This is a genomic window from Pseudomonas sp. BGI-2 (assembly GCF_004310295.1).
GTDB lineage: Bacteria > Pseudomonadota > Gammaproteobacteria > Pseudomonadales > Pseudomonadaceae > Aquipseudomonas.
The window spans coordinates 25140-40281 of sequence record NZ_SISB01000024.1 but is presented as its reverse complement, the minus strand read 5'-3'; the positions used below and the strand labels follow the sequence as shown (position 1 = coordinate 40281).

The 15142-nt window shown below is 61.6% G+C and carries 16 protein-coding genes; 1 reads left to right on the top strand and 15 read right to left on the bottom strand.

The annotated features are described in order from the left end of the window. Positions 1 to 26: 26 nt before the first annotated feature. From EYC95_RS17170 to EYC95_RS17105, 14 genes are all read right to left on the bottom strand, one after another. Positions 27 to 1274: an NAD(P)/FAD-dependent oxidoreductase gene (locus EYC95_RS17170; RefSeq protein ID WP_131061430.1), complete on the bottom strand. Its 1248-nt coding sequence runs from the start codon at positions 1272 to 1274 to the stop codon at positions 27 to 29. Next, positions 1261 to 2421, bottom strand: coding sequence for a sodium:proton antiporter (locus EYC95_RS17165; RefSeq protein ID WP_131061429.1), 1161 nt, complete (start codon positions 2419 to 2421; stop codon positions 1261 to 1263). Before EYC95_RS17165 ends, EYC95_RS17170 begins: the two co-directional genes overlap by 14 nt. Continuing rightward, positions 2418 to 4757 (bottom strand): MMPL family transporter, encoded by a 2340-nt coding sequence (locus EYC95_RS17160; RefSeq protein ID WP_131061428.1) that lies wholly within the window; start codon positions 4755 to 4757, stop codon positions 2418 to 2420. The genes EYC95_RS17165 and EYC95_RS17160 overlap by 4 nt, the downstream gene beginning before the upstream one ends. After that, complete coding sequence (locus tag EYC95_RS17155; RefSeq protein ID WP_131061427.1) at positions 4741 to 5343, bottom strand: outer membrane lipoprotein carrier protein LolA; 603 nt, start codon at positions 5341 to 5343, stop codon at positions 4741 to 4743. Before EYC95_RS17155 ends, EYC95_RS17160 begins: the two co-directional genes overlap by 17 nt. Beyond that, positions 5340 to 5765: a thioesterase family protein gene (locus tag EYC95_RS17150; protein WP_131061426.1), complete on the bottom strand. Its 426-nt coding sequence runs from the start codon at positions 5763 to 5765 to the stop codon at positions 5340 to 5342. Before EYC95_RS17150 ends, EYC95_RS17155 begins: the two co-directional genes overlap by 4 nt. Next, positions 5758 to 7302: a histidine ammonia-lyase gene (gene hutH / locus EYC95_RS17145; protein ID WP_131061425.1), complete on the bottom strand. Its 1545-nt coding sequence runs from the start codon at positions 7300 to 7302 to the stop codon at positions 5758 to 5760. The genes EYC95_RS17150 and hutH overlap by 8 nt, the downstream gene beginning before the upstream one ends. Then, a complete protein-coding gene (locus tag EYC95_RS17140) occupies positions 7283 to 8230 on the bottom strand; it encodes a glycosyl transferase (RefSeq protein WP_131061424.1) in 948 nt (315 codons plus the stop codon). The genes hutH and EYC95_RS17140 overlap by 20 nt, the downstream gene beginning before the upstream one ends. Next, on the bottom strand, positions 8227 to 8961 hold the full coding sequence (locus EYC95_RS17135; RefSeq protein WP_131061423.1) for a glycosyltransferase family 2 protein: 735 nt from the start codon (positions 8959 to 8961) through the stop codon (positions 8227 to 8229). Before EYC95_RS17135 ends, EYC95_RS17140 begins: the two co-directional genes overlap by 4 nt. Positions 8962 to 9092: 131 nt before the next feature. Further along, positions 9093 to 10775: an acyl-CoA synthetase family protein gene (locus EYC95_RS17130; RefSeq protein ID WP_131061422.1), complete on the bottom strand. Its 1683-nt coding sequence runs from the start codon at positions 10773 to 10775 to the stop codon at positions 9093 to 9095. After that, a complete protein-coding gene (locus EYC95_RS17125; RefSeq protein WP_131061421.1) occupies positions 10772 to 11317 on the bottom strand; it encodes a hypothetical protein in 546 nt (181 codons plus the stop codon). Before EYC95_RS17125 ends, EYC95_RS17130 begins: the two co-directional genes overlap by 4 nt. Then, positions 11314 to 11568, bottom strand: a complete 255-nt coding sequence (locus tag EYC95_RS17120; protein ID WP_007992314.1) for an acyl carrier protein — start codon at positions 11566 to 11568, stop codon at positions 11314 to 11316. The genes EYC95_RS17125 and EYC95_RS17120 overlap by 4 nt, the downstream gene beginning before the upstream one ends. A gap of 9 nt (positions 11569 to 11577) precedes the next feature. After that, positions 11578 to 11838 carry a phosphopantetheine-binding protein gene (locus tag EYC95_RS17115; RefSeq protein ID WP_131061420.1) on the bottom strand — a complete coding sequence of 87 codons (261 nt, stop codon included), beginning with the start codon at positions 11836 to 11838 and terminating at the stop codon, positions 11578 to 11580. Further along, positions 11819 to 12628: a 1-acyl-sn-glycerol-3-phosphate acyltransferase gene (locus tag EYC95_RS17110; RefSeq protein ID WP_131061419.1), complete on the bottom strand. Its 810-nt coding sequence runs from the start codon at positions 12626 to 12628 to the stop codon at positions 11819 to 11821. The genes EYC95_RS17115 and EYC95_RS17110 overlap by 20 nt, the downstream gene beginning before the upstream one ends. Next, positions 12604 to 13329 (bottom strand): beta-ketoacyl synthase chain length factor, encoded by a 726-nt coding sequence (locus EYC95_RS17105; RefSeq protein WP_131061418.1) that lies wholly within the window; start codon positions 13327 to 13329, stop codon positions 12604 to 12606. Before EYC95_RS17105 ends, EYC95_RS17110 begins: the two co-directional genes overlap by 25 nt. A 352-nt stretch (positions 13330 to 13681) precedes the next feature. Between EYC95_RS17105 and EYC95_RS17100 the strand changes: the two genes are divergently transcribed. Continuing rightward, on the top strand, positions 13682 to 14452 hold the full coding sequence (locus tag EYC95_RS17100; protein ID WP_131061417.1) for a ParA family protein: 771 nt from the start codon (positions 13682 to 13684) through the stop codon (positions 14450 to 14452). 146 nt (positions 14453 to 14598) lie between these two features. Here the strand turns inward: EYC95_RS17100 and trxC are convergent, their stop codons facing one another. After that, positions 14599 to 15033: a thioredoxin TrxC gene (gene trxC / locus EYC95_RS17090; RefSeq protein ID WP_131061416.1), complete on the bottom strand. Its 435-nt coding sequence runs from the start codon at positions 15031 to 15033 to the stop codon at positions 14599 to 14601. Between the last annotated feature and the right edge of the window lie 109 nt (positions 15034 to 15142).

Here is a 15142-nt window from a genome sequence, read left to right as displayed (position 1 = left end):
GCGTCGCGAACAAGCGCTTAAGTCACTCATGTGACATCCCTTGCACAGAGTTCCGACAGCACGCGCAGCCGACGCTTGGGTTCGCTGACGAACGGATTGCGCTCGTCCCAGGCATAACCGGCGAGAATTGCACTGATCATACGGCGGATATCCGCTGAGCTGTCCGGATGGTAAATCACATCCTGGAAGGTCCCGGCGTACCAGCCTTCGACGTAGCAGCGAAAGGTGTCGACGCCGCGCTTGAGCGGTGCGGCGAACTCGGTCTGCCAGTCGACGCTTTCACCTTGCAGTTGTCGATGCAAAACGCCGGCGGCCATGCTGGCGGAGCGCATGGCGATGGTCACGCCGGAGGAGAACACTGGGTCGAGGAATTCTGCGGCGTTGCCGAGCAGCGCAAAGCCCGGGCCGTGCAAGGTTTTGACGTTGGCCGAGTAGCCGCCGATGGTGCGTGCCGGCGTGTCCCACACGGCGTTTTTCAGGACGCCGGCCAGGCTTGGGGTTTCAGCGATGAAGCCGCGCAGGCACTCGTCAAGATTCTCCATGCGGCCTTCGAAGTGTTCGGCGGCCGCAACCACGCCCACCGAGCACCGGCCATTACTGAACGGGATGGTCCAGAACCAGATGTCGCGGTGGGTCGGATGGGTGGTGATGAGGATTTTTTCCCGCTCGAAGGTTGGGCTGTCGATATGGTCTTCGATGTGGGTAAACACGGCCTGGCGCACCGGGAAATTCGACGGTGCTTCAAGGTCCAGCAGACGTGGCAGCACGCGACCGTAGCCGCTGGCATCGAGCACGAAATCAGCTTCGACGCGGTACTGGCTGCCATCCTCGCGAAGCACATCGAGCTGCGGCTTCGGCAGGTCGAAATCGGCGCTGACGATGGCTTCGCCATAACGAACGTCGACGCCTTGCAGCGCAGCCTGATCGGCCAGCAGTTTGTCGAAATCGGCGCGCTGGACCTGGAAGGTGGTCGGCTTGCCGTTGCTGAACGTGTCGCCGAAATCAAAGGCGCTGTAGTGCTCGCCCCAGGCGAACGCGGCGCCGTTTTTCATTTGGAACCCGGCGGCGTTCACGGCCTCGAGCATGCCCGCTTCTTCGACGAAATCCAGGCAGTGTGACAACAGGCTTTCACCGATGGAGAACCGTGGGAAATGCTGGCGTTCGATCATCAGCACGTCGTGACCTTTGCGCTTGAGCAGCGCGGCGGCAATGGCGCCCGAAGGACCCGCGCCAATGACGACGACCTGGCGACGTTCCATTTCAACTGTTGGCACGGGGGCTCCTTGCCGGGGCGGCGAGATTCAAAGGGGTTTGGTGCATGCCAGCGAGTGCCGGCAGCAGTGTGGCGATCAGGCCCATCACCATCAGCGCGAAGTACAGCGCCGGGCTGATCAGCTGTTGTTGCAGCAGCAAGTTGAGAAAGACAATTTCGCTCAAACCGCGAATATTCAGCAGCAGGCTTTCGCGCCAGCGACTGGCGCCTTCAAACGAGGCGCCAGCCCAGCCGAGACCGAGCCAGTTGCCCAGCAGTTTGCTGGCAATCGGCATCAGCAGCAGCGCTGCCAATTGTACCCAGCCGAGACTGGCCATGGCGGCGTGGACATTGATCTGCACGATGCCGAAGGTGAGGATCAGCGGAATGGCGATCCACGACTGTAGACGGCTCATCCAGATCGCCGGCAACGGCAACACCAGCGGCACTTTCAGCGCGGCCATGCACAGCAGGTAACCGATGCCGAAAATCAGTGCGTTGAGCTTGAAGTGTTCAGCGACCACCAGCAGCGCGAAGAAGCAGCCGCTGTGCAGCAACCGTTGACGCATACCCAACAGGCGCAACAGCACCGGCAGACAGGCGCCAACCAGCGGCAGCAACAGACTGCTCAGGTGCAGGCTGCCCTGAGCGAAGCCGAACAGCGTCCAGCACGTCAGGTCGATGAGAATCGCGGTTTGCACCAGGCGCCGGGTGGCGTCGGGTGGGTAGTTGATGTGTCGCAGGTACAAAAACAACACCGGAATGGCGGTAATGGCGAACACCAGACCGACCGCCAGCGAACTGATCCACGGTTGCGGCGGCAACAGCCAGACCGACGTGACGAGCCCGCAGGTGAACGGAATGGAGAAACTCGGCAGGGCGATTTTCAGGCTCTGGCGATCCAGCCGCAGGTCAATCACGTCGCTGAGAATGTGCCCCAGCAACAAGGCAAAAGCGAGGCTGTAGAGGTTTTTCAGCCACACTGGCGAGATCAGTTCGGCGCCACTGAGCTGCCAGCCCGGCTCGATCCAGAAGTACATCAGCAACGGCAGGCCGAAGGTCGCCAGCAGCAACTGGCTGACGATCGGGATCAGGCCAAAGTGCCGACCCACGCGGGTGGCTACGGCAAACATCGCCAGGGCCATCAGCCAAAACAGGGCAATCATCATGCTGCTGGCTCCACGACGGCGGCGGCATGCACCCGGCGGCCGGCCCACGGCGCAAGGATGAAGCTGAAGGCCAGGCCGAGGCTCACCGACAGACCGAAGTTGCTCACCGCCGGCGTGCTGGACACCGCCAACAAACCGAACGACAGCCACGTGGTCACCGCGGCCAGCAAGGTGCCCAGCAGGCTTACGGCGGCGCCGCCGACCTGTTCGCGCATGAGGATCGCGTAATCGACGCTGATCGCCGTCACCAGCAACAGGCCAAACAGGCTGAACAGCGTCAGCGGTTGCCCCATCCAGCCAAGGCTGGCGAGGCTGCACAGGGCGGCGAGCAAGGGCAGCGAGACGATGCGCAACGCACCACCGAAACCAAAGGGCAGGATCAGCACCAGCACGATCAACACGCAGGAGGCGAGTTTCAGCTCCGCCGCGCTGATCTGTGTCGCGGCGAAAACGCTGTTCAATTCACCAAGACGGTCGACCAGTTCGACGCCCGGCAAGTCCAGCGCCTGAACCCGCAACAGCGCAGGATTGTTCAGGCCTTGCAGGCTGACCATTGCCGCCACGCCGTCATCGGTCGGCCCCAGCCACAGAGTGCGATAAGGTTCCGCCAGCGGACCGACCAGCGATGCGTCGATGTCTTCGACGGGCAGCGCCTGCAACGTTGCAAGCTCGGCCTGCAGTGCTTCTGCCGGTACGCCGAGGTCGAGCAAGGGCTGCCAGAACTGCGGCAACTTGCTCAATGCGTCGCGCACTTTGTGCTGATCGCTCGGTTGGCTGACCAGTTGATTCAGTGACAGGTAACCCTTGAGTTTTTCCAGGTTGACCAACTGATCCAGCCGCTCGCTGAGCGCGGTCTGGCGTTCGAGCAATTCCTGCTGATTGGCCGCGCGCACCAGGAAGAACTGGCTGGTCGGCTGATAACCGGTGATGCGCGCAATGGCCTGGGCTTCGTCGGTCAATTGCTGGGGAGCGCCGATCCACTGGCGGATATCGTTTTTGCTCTCGAGCTGCAACAGACCGCCGACGCAGAAGGCAATCAGCAGCGCCAGCAACACCGGCGTACTCACGTGTTTGAGCAGCGCTTCGCGCAGGTTCAGCAAGCACTCGCAGACACTCAGCGGCCAGTGCGCCGGTCGCAGGTTCACGCCCTTGAGCAGCGCTGGCAACAGGCACACCGCAGACAGGTAGGCGCCGAGCAGGCCGGCGGCGGAGAACACCGCAATCTGGGTCAGGGCCGGGAACGGTGTCCAGGCCAGGGCCAGGTAGCCGATGCAACTGGTGATCAGGCTCAGCGTCAGGCCCGGCAGGGTCAGGCGTAATGCCGGCCAGCTGTTCCAGGGTCTCATGCTCCAGCTTTTCGACAGGTAATGCAGCGGGTAATCGACGGCCACGCCGATCAGGCTCGAACCCAGCACCAACGTCATCACATGCATGTGACCGAACAGCGCCACGCACGCCACCGCACCAAACAGCATGCCCACCAGTACCGGAACGAAAGCGAGCAAGACACGCCAGCGGCGGAAGGCCAGCAACAGCAGCAACAGAATACCGACAGTGGCGCCGCCTCCGACCCATGTCATCTCGCGGGTGGCCTGTCGCTGACCGTTGGCCGCGTACAGCAGACCGCTGGCGGCGAGCAATTGCACGTCGGCCTGAGCCGCTTCTTCGCGGCTGTGTTCGAGCAAGTCCGCCACTTGCAGCGGCAGGCTCATGTCGAAGGCGTTGCCGGTGGTTTTTGCCCGCAGCAACACCCAGCTCTTGCCGTCGGCATCGGCGACCAGTGCACCGCTGCCGATGTCCAGTTGCACGGCGCCGTGTTGCGGCTGGCTGTTCTGGATGCGCCCGGTCAGGCCCAGCCAGTCATCCTGGCTCGGCACCAGGCTGAAACCGGTAAACGGATCGAACAGCGCTTGCACGCGTTGCTGGATAAAGGCGTCGGGATGTTCGATCAGTTGCTGCCGGTCCATCGCCGAGAGCATCGCCAATCGGCCCTGCAGCAGTTGCGTGCGCAGCGCGGGTAAGTCGGCTTGCAGGTTCCACTGAACCTTCTCGAACAAACCACTGGCCTGCCACTGCTCGCCCAGTTTCTGCGCCATGGCGACGGCTTGCGGTCGATCCTTATGGCCAACCAGCACCAGCATTTCGCGGTTCAGCGGTTCTTGCATGCGTTGTTCGGCGCGCAGTTCCAGCGCGTCTGGCGCCGTGCCCGGCACCAGGTCCATCAGGTTGGCCGACAGCGGTGCGCCGTCACGCCATTGCCAACCGGCGAGCGCGAGCACCGCCAGCAGCAGGATCAGAAACAGCCACGGAAGCCTGCGTTCACTCGGCAAAGTCATGTTGCTCCGTGTCGCTCAACGGTTGGGCGCTGGTGCTGTCCTGCATGCGCAAAAAGGTGCTGTCGCCCTGGGTTTCCAGCAGTTCGATGCTGTGTACCAATTCGCTGCCGGTGATGCTGATCTGGTTGAACACCTGCTTGAGCAGCAATGAGCGCGGGATCAGTGTCAGCTTCCAGTTCTGCGCGTCGCCGCTAAGGGACAATTCAAAGTCCCGTTGCAGTCCGCTGCTGTCACCTTGCAATACGGCGAGGAACAAACGGTTCTGCTCGGCGCCAGCGCTCTTGCTCGGGAGCATTTGCCAGCCGCTGGCGTCACGTCGGGCGATGCCTTTGGCGCTGATGCGGTAATCCTGTTGCAGCGGGGTTTTCAGCAACCACAGCAATCCGTGGTTTTTAGCGAGGACGAACGTGCCCTTGCTGGTCAGCGGCTTGGGCAACGCGCGCAGGTGTTTTTCCTGAATGAAATTGCCGTGTATCACATCAGGCTTGGCCAACTGATCGCTGAGCTGTTGCAAATCGAAGGCGTGAGCAATCGATGACAGCCCGAGCAGTGCCAACGCGCCGAGGCATTTGAAAAACGGGTTCATGCGAGCATCCTTTCAACGGCATCGGTGAAGATCTTCGGTGAGGCCAACTGCATTTCGCGGCTGCCCATGTCGACGGCGACCTGCACCGAGCTGGCGCGGGTCAAACGCTCACCGGTTTCCAGGTCGCTGATCAGGTAATTGATCTTCAAACGGTTCTCCCACTCCACCAAATTGGCGCGTACGTTCAGCTTCTGTCCGAACACGGCGCCGCGCACATAGCGCAATTGCAGGTCGATCACCGGCCAGGCGTAACCCGACTCGACCATGGCGATGTAGTTGTGGCCGATCTTGTCCAGCAGCGCACAACGGGCGACTTCCAGGTATTTGACGTAATGGCCGTGCCAAACGACGTTCATGGTGTCGACGTCAAAGAACGGCACGAGGATTTCCGTATCGGCGTGAAGCACTCCCTTGCTACGCATGCAGCCTCCAGTGTTGCTCGGCGATACGCTTGAGGCACAGGCGCAATTCGCCTTCCAGGGCGCGGTCTTCTATGACCGGCGGGAAGTCTTTTGCCAGCTCTTCGTGCATGGCGGCCAGGGCTGGCGGTAACGGACGCGCGTCCTCGGCCTTGCTGCGCAGCCACACGCCTTGGTTGGCGGCGAGCAAGGTGGCGGCGGCGACCTGTTCGGTCAGCTCCAGTACGCGGATCGCATCGCGGGCGGCGATGGTGCCCATGCTCACCTTGTCCTGGTTGTGGCATTCAGTGGAACGCGAGAAAACGCTGGCCGGCATGGTGTTTTTCAACGCTTCGGCGGTCCAGGCGCTGGTGCCGATCTGCACGGCTTTGAAGCCGTGGTTGAGCATCGCCCGGTCAGCGGTGGCGCCGGACAGATTGCTCGGCAAGCCATGGTTGTAGCGCTCGTCCACCAGCAGCGCGAGTTGGCGATCCAGCAGATCGGCCACGTTGGCCACCAGGTTTTTCAGGCTGTCCATGGCGAACGCAATGTGGCCACCGTAGAAGTGCCCGCCGTGCAGCACGCGTTCGGCTTCGGCGTCGATGATCGGGTTGTCGTTGGCGCTATTGAGCTCGATTTCGATGAACGAGCGCAGCCAGTTCAGACTGTCGGCCAAGACGCCGAGGACATGCGGTGCGCAACGCAGCGAGTAGCGGTCTTGCAAGCGATGCAGCGGTGCAGTCGGCGCGTCGATCGCCAGATCCTTGCGCAACCACGCGGCGACTTGCATCTGCCCCGGGTGCGGTTTGGCGGCGAACAGGCGCTCGTCGAAGTGCTCGGGATTGCCTTGCAGCGCGACCACGTTCAGCGCAGTGATGCGGGTGGCCAGTTGCAGCAGGTAATCGGCGCGGGCATAGGCCAGGCAGGCGAGGCCGGTCATCACGGCGGTGCCGTTCATCAGTGCCAACGCTTCTTTCGGGCGCAGCACCAGCGGTTGCCAGCCAAGCTCGCGATGGACGTCGGCGGCTTGTCGGCGCTCGCCACGGAACATCACTTCGCGCTCGCCGGACAAGGTCGCGGCCACATACGAAAGCGGCGTCAGATCACCGCTGGCGCCCACCGAACCTTCTTCCGGGATCAGTGGCAGGATGTCGTGTTCGAGGAACGCTTGAAGGCGTTCCAACAACTCCACGCGCACCCCGGACACGCCGTGACACAGCGACTGCAAACGCGCGGCCAGGACGGCGCGAGTGGCCTGGGCGTCGAGCAATTTGCCCAGGCCGCAGCCGTGGAAGGTGTACAGATGACGGGGCAACGCCTCGACGTGATGCAGCGGCACCGCGACCACGCAGGAGTCGCCGTAACCGGTGGTCACGCCATAGATCACGCCTTCCTTGTCCAGCAGGGAATCGAGGAATCGTGCGCCCTTGGCGATGCGCTCACGGTACGCAGGGTCGCTTTGCAACTGCGTCGGCACCTGACGGTTGGCCGCGGCCAGCACGTCTTCGATGCGCAAAGGGAGTTCGCCGAAGGTTACCGGCTCAAGCGTTGGCGTCGTCATCGGTCTTCCAGAAAGGGTAAAAGTTGAACCATTGTCGGGGCGCTTCGAGGCAATAGTGACCCAGGCGTTCGGCGTAGCGGGAAGCCCACTGATGAATGACCTGTTCGCGGTCGCTGCGTTTCCACACCACGGTCTCGGCAAACGGTTCGAGGGTCACTCGATATTGGCCCGTCGGTTTCTTCAGGCACATCAGCAGATGGATCGGGCATTTCAGCAAGCCGGCCAGCAGCCACGGTCCTTGAGGGAACGCGGCCTGATGACCGAGGAAGTCCACGGTCACGCTACGCCCACCATGCAAGGGGACGCGGTCGCCGGCAATCGCCAGCCACTCGCCACGTTCCAGGCGTTCATGCAGTTGCAGCATGATCACCGGGTCCAGCTCACTGACCTGAATCAGCCGCAAATTGGTCGCGCCGGCTTCGTCCAGCAAACGGTTGAACTGCTCGGCGTGCTTGGTGTGCACCAGCACGTTCATGGTGACCTTCTCACCGATTTCCGCCAGGGCGCGACAGACTTCGAGATTGCCCAGGTGCGCGCCCACCAGCATCTGCCCGCGAGTGCCGCGCAGCTGAGTGCGCAGCAGCGCCGGGTCGACGATTTCGATCTGCTCGATGCTCAGCTTGCCGTTCCACACGTCGAGTTTGTCGAGCATCGAATCGGCGAAGGCCATGAACTGGCTGAACACTCGCCAGTGGGTTGGACGCAATTCGCTGCGACCGCTCCAGTCCGCGAGGCGCTGCTGGTATTGCCAGGCGCTGCGGCGGGCGCTGCGACCGAACAGGAAAAAGTACAAAACGATGCCGTACAGCAGCGGACTCAGCAGCCGCCGGCCCAGCACTTTGGCGCCGAATGCGGTGAGCTTCATCAGCCAGAAACTGCCGCGCTCCTGACGGTCGGCCCAGTGCTGTTTGTCTGCGTTGCTGCTCATGCTCGCCACCGTCGCCAGAGGATCACCGGCGCCCGCAGCAACATGCCGAAGAACAGCCGGGTGTGCATGATCGAAATCAGCACATTGTCGTGGAACATACGGAAATGCGAGACACCGTCCAGCGGGTAATGGACCTTGGTCGGCAGCCACTGCATCGGCAGATTGCGCCAGGCCAGCCGCACGAGGATGTCCGAGTCGAAGTCCATGCGCTTGCCGATCTTCGCCGAGTCGATCAGCGCCAGGGTCGGGGGTAATGGGTAGACGCGGAAACCGCACATGGAGTCGCGGATCTGCAATGAAAGCGTGTTGATCCACACCATCACGTGCGTCAGGTAGCGGGCGTACAAACGGCCTTTCGGCACGCTGGCGTCGTATTGGGGATAACCGCAGATCACCGCATTGGGATGAGCGCGTGATTGTTGGATGAAGGTCGCGACGTCTTGCAGGTCGTGTTGGCCATCGGCGTCCACCTGCAAGGCGTGGCTGAAGCCCAGGCGCGAGGCTTCACGCAGGCCGGTCATGACCGCACCGCCCTTGCCCTGGTTGGCGGCGAGGCGGATCAGGTTGACCATTTCACGCTGGGCCAGTCGGTCGAGCACTCTGGCGCAGGGTTGGTCGCTGGCGTCGTCTACCAGAATGCACGGCAGGCCGCTGGCGATCAACGCGTCGACCACCGTGGTAATCGCGGTTTCGTGGTTGTAGACCGGGATGATTGCGCAGGGGTTATGCATGTCGGCGCACGCCTGAAAAACCGAGGTGACTGCATCGCGAGCAGGCTCGCTCCCACAGTAGGGCCGCGTTGTTTACATATCCAATGTGGGAGTGAGCCTGCTCGCGATTGAGTGCGCAGCACTCACCAAGGTTATGCATCACGCGACGCCTCCAGCAAAATCCGCCCACTGGAGCACGTCGCGGTTTCATTGCGATAGGCGAAATACAGTTTGCCGCGCTCCGGGTCAAAGCGCAGGTGCAGCTGGACTTCATCGCCCGGGCGCACCAGTTGCTGGAACTTCAGCACTTCCATGCCGGCGAATTTGGCCGGCAGGTCCATCAATTGCTGGCCAAGGCTCAGCGCCCAATCCACCTGCACCACACCAGGCAGCACCGGCGTTTGGGGGAAGTGTCCGCTGAAGTAGGCCAAGTCCGGCGGCACCGCCAGTTGCAGGCTCCACTCACCTTCGAATTCGACCTGTTCCAACACTTCCGGCGCCTTGGGGCGGGGGGCCAGCAGCAAGGCTTCGACGTCGGCTTGAGGCAGTTTGCCTTGAGTATTCAAGGGCAGCTGCCGCAGCAATCGCCAACGTCGTGGCAGGGCCAGGGCTTCGCAATGCTGGCTCAGGTGCTGACGCAATTCTTGCGTAAGGGTGCGTCGGCCCTGATTGCGCAAGGCATGCAGGCCTGCGTCCGTCAGCACCAGCAGCGCACCCAGCGAGGCACGGTTTTCCTGGACCACACCGAGGCGGGCTTCTGCGACCCAGTCATGGTCCATCAGCGCGTTTTCCAGCATCGGCAGCGAGATACGTTTTTCTTCCAGTTTGACGATCCGGTCCAGCCGTCCGAGCAGTTCGAATCTGCCGTCGGCAGCGATTCTGGCGGCATCAGCGCTGTGTTCGATGTGGCCGGCCGGCAAGTAAGGAGAGGTGATCAGCAGCGCGCCATCGCTGTCCTGACTCAGCTCAACGTCAGCGAACGGCCGCCAGAGATCGTGCCCCTGACGCCAGGCGATGCCACCGGTTTCCGAGCTGCCGAGGATTTCCGTCGGCCATTGCTGCAGGCGCTCGTGAAGGCTTAGCGCGGCCTCGGCCGGTAACGCGCCACCGGAGGAGAACACTCGGCGAACCGCACTCAAGGCAGGCCAGTCGAGGTTGTCGCCCATGCGCTTGAGCAGCGCTGGGCTGGCGACCCAGGCGAACGCCGGATGTTCGCGGCTGGCGCGCTGCAAGTCTTCCGGGAAGGCCAGTTGCTTGCGCACGAACGGGCGCCCGGCGCACAACGGCCACAGCACCCGAAACAGCAGACCGTAGATGTGCTGGGTGGCGACGCTGCCGATGATGCACGCCTGGCCCAGATCGGCGCCCCAGAGCTGTTCCAGCGCCTGAACTTCATTGGCTATCTGGCGCAGCGTTTTGTCGATGCGCTTGGGTTCGCCGCTGGAGCCGGACGTACACAGGCTTAGCTGACAGGCATCCAGATCCAGTGCCGCTGGGGACATTGGCGCATGCCGATAATCGATGAGGTGCGCGTCATCGGCCAGATCGGTCAGCCACAGATCGACTTCGCTCGACCAGCGTTGGCGAGTCTGCGGTTGCAGGTCGGCAGGCAACAGCACGCTGACCCCGGCACGCCAGGCACCGAACAGGGCGATCGCCAGGTCAGCGGCGTCTTCAAGGTGCACGGCAATGCGCTGCACGCCCTGGGATTGCAGGCCGGCCGCGAGGCTCAACGCCTGTTCGCACAGGTGTGCGTGATTCAACGCCGGTTCGGCCGTTACGGCACGCTCCGGCTGAGCCTTGAGCAACAGCTGCTCAAGTGTTATCCAATTCATGGGTGGCCTCGTACCCGTTGTCGTATGAGCCATTCAATGGCAAACAGCAGGCCCATCAATCCATAGGAAATCAGGCCGGTGTACAACATCCACCAACTCGGCGGCGCCCATAGGGTCAGGGCGGCGGCGAGCAAACCGTTACAGAGGAAAAACACACACCAGACGATCGTCACCTGGCGGGTATAAACAATCGCCCTGGCCGGCAACTGCGGTTCACGCAGGCGTGCCAAGCGCTCTACCATCGGCGGTCCGATTTTCAGGCTCAGGCCAAACAGCCCAAGCATGAACGCGCTGATCAGCACCGGGTACCAACGCAGCAACAACGGGCTGTCGAACAGCGCGAGCAACAGGCAAAAGCCAATCGCGGTGAGCGCCATCCACAGGCTGCCGGGGCGACGCGCACCGAGCAGCGCCCGGGCCAGCCACAGGCTGCCCAGCAGCAGACCGAACTGCCACGGAGCAAAGTGTTCCATGCCGAAATACACCGCAAAGGGGTACAGCAGGCCCGCCAGCAGCAGGCCAAGGCCGATCAGTCGACTCATGCGGCCGGTTGAACCAGACGGTAGACCGCCTCGACCACGTCGCTGACGGTGCGCACCGATTTGAATTCTTCGGCGGCGATTTTCTTGCCGGTCTGACGCTTGATGTGGTCGATCAGGTCGACGGCGTCGATGCTGTCGATTTCCAGATCCTGATACAGATTGGATTCGAGGCTCACGCGCTCAGGGTCCAGCTCGAAGAGTTCGACCAAGGCATCGCGCAGGGTGTTGAAAATGTCGTCACGAGTTTGCATGGTCCGGTCTCAAGCTGCCTGTTTTGCGGTGACGAACGCCGCAAGGCTCGCCACGTTGCTGAAGTGATTACGAGTGTCTTTGGCGTCGGCGTCGATTTTGATGCCGTACTTTTTCTGGATTGCCAGGCCGAGTTCCAGGGCGTCTACCGAATCCAGGCCCAGGCCTTCGCCGAATAGCGTCTGGTCATCGCCGATGTCTTGTGCGCTGATGTCTTCGAGGCCGAGGGATTCGATGATCAGTTCTTTGATTTCACGGTGCAGATCGCTCATCTTCGGCGAGCTCCTTAATAAAGTAAGAATGCAAATAATCGTTGAGCTTGCGCGAAGCTTGAGGCGCAGGGCCGCACGCGGCAAAGGCTTGTGGGTCTATATCGGCCCCAACGCGGAAACTGAAGTGCACGCGACGTTTCGGGATGCGATACCAGGGTTCGGCCTTGGTCAATGTGGTCGGGCTGACCTTGATGATCACCGGGGTCAGAATTTTCGCACCACGCAGGGCGATTGCCGCGCCACCCCGATGAAAGGCCGGCGGTTCGCCTGGCTGGGTGCGGGTGCCTTCGGGAAAGATGATCAGGGTCTGGCCGCTTTTCAGTGCGTCAGCCGCGGCGTCGAGCATGTCCATGCTGCCGTCGTTGCTGATGTAGTCGGTGCGGCGCAGCGGACCGCGGGTGAAGGGGTTCTCCCAGAGGCTTTTTTTGACCACGCAGTTGGCGTGACGCACCAGTCCGATCAGGAACACCACATCGATCAGCGACGGGTGGTTGGCCATGATCATCTGGCCCGGGCGACCGAGCTTTTCCGCACCCTGGATGTCGTAGGTCAGTACGCCGATGCGGGCCATGAACCGGACAAAAAACCAAAAGCAGCGACTGACGGTTTGCCGTGCCCGCAATCGATGGGTCTGCGCATCGCCGGGCAGGCAGTTCAGCAACGGGAAAACCACCAGCCGCAGGCACAGCCCACCCAGCCCGAACAGGGTGAAGCTTGCGGCGGTGGCCAGCAAACGCCAATAGTAGGCGTCGCGGTTTTTTCCGGTTACAGGTTGCGTTGCCAGGTCCATACACGATTTTTCCAGGCATGTTGGCAGGTGGTCTGCTGGCCAAGCAGGGTACGCAAGAGATTCAGGGCATGGGGCCACTGGGCTTTGGACAACGTATCCGGACCGCTGTTCAGGGACAGCTGCCAGCCGGTACCCGGTGTCAGTAACAGACCGACGGCATAGGGAAACGGCACGTCTTCGATCCATGCCGAATAGGCTTCGGGCGGTTGTTCTTCGGTGACGATCAGCAGTACCGCAGGCGCGCCTTCGGCAAGCAGCGCCGCGGCCTCTAGCATGCCGTGTTCAAGGCCATCGCCTGCGGCGGCAAGGGCGGTCATTTCGCTGGTTTCTCCGCGCATGATCGACCACAGGCCAATGACCGCGTTATGTACCGACAAGCTGAATTGAGTCGGTGACAACGGTTGGTCCGCTGCCAGATCGCTCAGGATTTCGAACGTGCGGGGTGTTTCGCCATGACGGGAAATAAAGACCAACGGTAGGTCCTGGCGACCATCGGCCAGGGGCCAGCCGACGCTGAATGCCATCCGCGCCAGACGGCTGAGCCGCCTGCGTTGCATGGCCGGCAGAAAAGACACGTCGGGGGCGGCATCGCTGCTCTGAAGAACGACCGGTTGTCGGCTCCAGGCCTGCCAATCGTCCACGCTTTCGAGCCCAGGGGCCCACGCGCGCCATTGGGCGATGTTGAAATTGATCACAGGCATTCTTCCCGCCCCTGCGGGCTTTCTTGACGCGGCGAGTCGCAAAAAAAGCGACGACCTTACGTGGCGCTTGGCGCCGAATGGCGCGCATTATCCCGTCGCGGCGGGCGTGTAGCAAATGATGGTTACATTTTGCTCAATGAAATGTACTGGTTGGTCCGGGGAAAGCTGTCGTTTGGCCATTATCCCCAGGCGTGGTGGGCACGTCTGTCGGCTCTGTCCGTGATCAATGGCAGGTTCGGCGGTTTTTTACTGAGAGATTGCCGCTGACTGTGTAGTCCCATGCCGACGAGGTAGCAAAGCAGCGCCGTGGACTACTACACTCGGTCATTCTTTGATACACGGAGGTTTTGACATGCGGCGCGTGGTGTTCAATCAGAAAGGTGGCGTGGGCAAATCCAGCATTGCCTGCAATCTGGCGGCGGTCAGCGCCAGCGAGGGTTATCGAACCCTGTTGGTGGATCTCGATGCCCAGGCCAACTCCACTCAGTACCTGACGGGCCTCACCGGGGATGAAATCCCGATGGGCATCGCCGACTTCTTCAAGCAAACCCTGTCGTCAGGACCGTTCTCGAAGAAAAACCAGGTCGATATCTACGAAACGCCGTTCGACAACCTCCACGTCATCACCGCGACCGCCGAGTTGGCTGACCTGCAGCCCAAGCTTGAGGCCAAACACAAGATCAACAAGCTGCGCAAATTGCTTGAGGAGCTGGGGGAAGATTACGACCGCATCTACCTTGATACCCCGCCAGCGCTGAACTTCTACGCGGTATCAGCATTGATTGCCGCGGACCGGGTGCTGATCCCCTTCGACTGCGACAGCTTCTCGCGCCAGGCGCTGTACGGTCTGTTGGCGGAAATCGAAGAATTGAAGGATGACCACAACGAAGGCCTGGAAGTCGAAGGCATCGTGGTCAATCAGTTCCAGGCTCGCGCCAGCCTGCCGCAGCAAATTCTCGACGAGTTGATCGCCGAAGGTTTGCCGGTGCTGCCGGTGTACCTGACCAGCTCGGTGCGCATGCGCGAATCCCATCAGGCCAATACACCGCTGATCCACCTCGATCCACGGCACAAATTGACCCAGCAATTCGTCGAGCTGCATAACCTGCTCGAAAACGCCTGAATCTGCCAACGTCACCGAACCAAATGTGGGAGCGGCGGTGCGACGATTCGACTTGCTCGCGAATGCTGAGTATCAGTCGATATCAATGTTGACTGACACTCCGCATTCGCGAGCAAGCCCGCTCCCACATTGAAATCGCGGTGTTCTTAAATCCCCTGGCTACGCAACCAGCTCATCAACTGCGGTAACGGAAACGCCCCGCTCTGGCGCGCCACTTCCCGGCCGTTCCTGAACAGAATCAGACTCGGAATCGAGCGAATCCCCAACTGCGCCGACAATTGCTGATTCGCCTCACTGTCCAGTTTCGCCAGCCGACATTTACCCGCCAATTGACCCGCCGCCTGCTCAAACACCGGCGCAAACGACTTGCACGGCCCGCACCACTCCGCCCACACGTCCACCAGCAGCGGCAGATCGCCCTTGATCTGGCTGGCGTAATCACCTTGCTTCAATTCGAACGGCTTGTTCAACAACACCTCGGCCTTGCAACGGCCGCACTTTGGGTGATCGTCGAGGCGTTCGGCGGGGATGCGGTTGAGGCCGTTGCAGTGGGGGCAGGGGATGAGGAGTGGGTCGGTCATGAGGATGGTCCTGTAAAGAAGCCGATCACTGCTATGTGGAGACGTTTGCTCATATTTTCAATCGTGCAGCGTCTGGTGGTGAAACTAGGCTGAGAGAAGGATCCGATTG

What these genes read in the sequence shown, in the direction of transcription:
- EYC95_RS17165 (WP_131061429.1), bottom strand. Translation starts at nt 2,421, where the DNA reads ATGATGATTGCCCTGTTTTGGCTGATGGCCCTGGCGATGTTTGCCGTA.
- EYC95_RS17160 (WP_131061428.1), bottom strand. Translation starts at nt 4,757, where the DNA reads ATGACTTTGCCGAGTGAACGCAGGCTTCCGTGGCTGTTTCTGATCCTG.
- EYC95_RS17155 (WP_131061427.1), bottom strand. Translation starts at nt 5,343, where the DNA reads ATGAACCCGTTTTTCAAATGCCTCGGCGCGTTGGCACTGCTCGGGCTG.
- EYC95_RS17150 (WP_131061426.1), bottom strand. Translation starts at nt 5,765, where the DNA reads ATGCGTAGCAAGGGAGTGCTTCACGCCGATACGGAAATCCTCGTGCCG.
- hutH (WP_131061425.1), bottom strand. Translation starts at nt 7,302, where the DNA reads ATGACGACGCCAACGCTTGAGCCGGTAACCTTCGGCGAACTCCCTTTG.
- EYC95_RS17140 (WP_131061424.1), bottom strand. Translation starts at nt 8,230, where the DNA reads ATGAGCAGCAACGCAGACAAACAGCACTGGGCCGACCGTCAGGAGCGC.
- EYC95_RS17135 (WP_131061423.1), bottom strand. Translation starts at nt 8,961, where the DNA reads ATGCATAACCCCTGCGCAATCATCCCGGTCTACAACCACGAAACCGCG.
- EYC95_RS17130 (WP_131061422.1), bottom strand. Translation starts at nt 10,775, where the DNA reads ATGAATTGGATAACACTTGAGCAGCTGTTGCTCAAGGCTCAGCCGGAG.
- EYC95_RS17125 (WP_131061421.1), bottom strand. Translation starts at nt 11,317, where the DNA reads ATGAGTCGACTGATCGGCCTTGGCCTGCTGCTGGCGGGCCTGCTGTAC.
- EYC95_RS17120 (WP_007992314.1), bottom strand. Translation starts at nt 11,568, where the DNA reads ATGCAAACTCGTGACGACATTTTCAACACCCTGCGCGATGCCTTGGTC.
- EYC95_RS17115 (WP_131061420.1), bottom strand. Translation starts at nt 11,838, where the DNA reads ATGAGCGATCTGCACCGTGAAATCAAAGAACTGATCATCGAATCCCTC.
- EYC95_RS17110 (WP_131061419.1), bottom strand. Translation starts at nt 12,628, where the DNA reads ATGGACCTGGCAACGCAACCTGTAACCGGAAAAAACCGCGACGCCTAC.
- EYC95_RS17105 (WP_131061418.1), bottom strand. Translation starts at nt 13,329, where the DNA reads ATGCCTGTGATCAATTTCAACATCGCCCAATGGCGCGCGTGGGCCCCT.
- EYC95_RS17100 (WP_131061417.1), top strand. Translation starts at nt 13,682, where the DNA reads ATGCGGCGCGTGGTGTTCAATCAGAAAGGTGGCGTGGGCAAATCCAGC.
- trxC (WP_131061416.1), bottom strand. Translation starts at nt 15,033, where the DNA reads ATGACCGACCCACTCCTCATCCCCTGCCCCCACTGCAACGGCCTCAAC.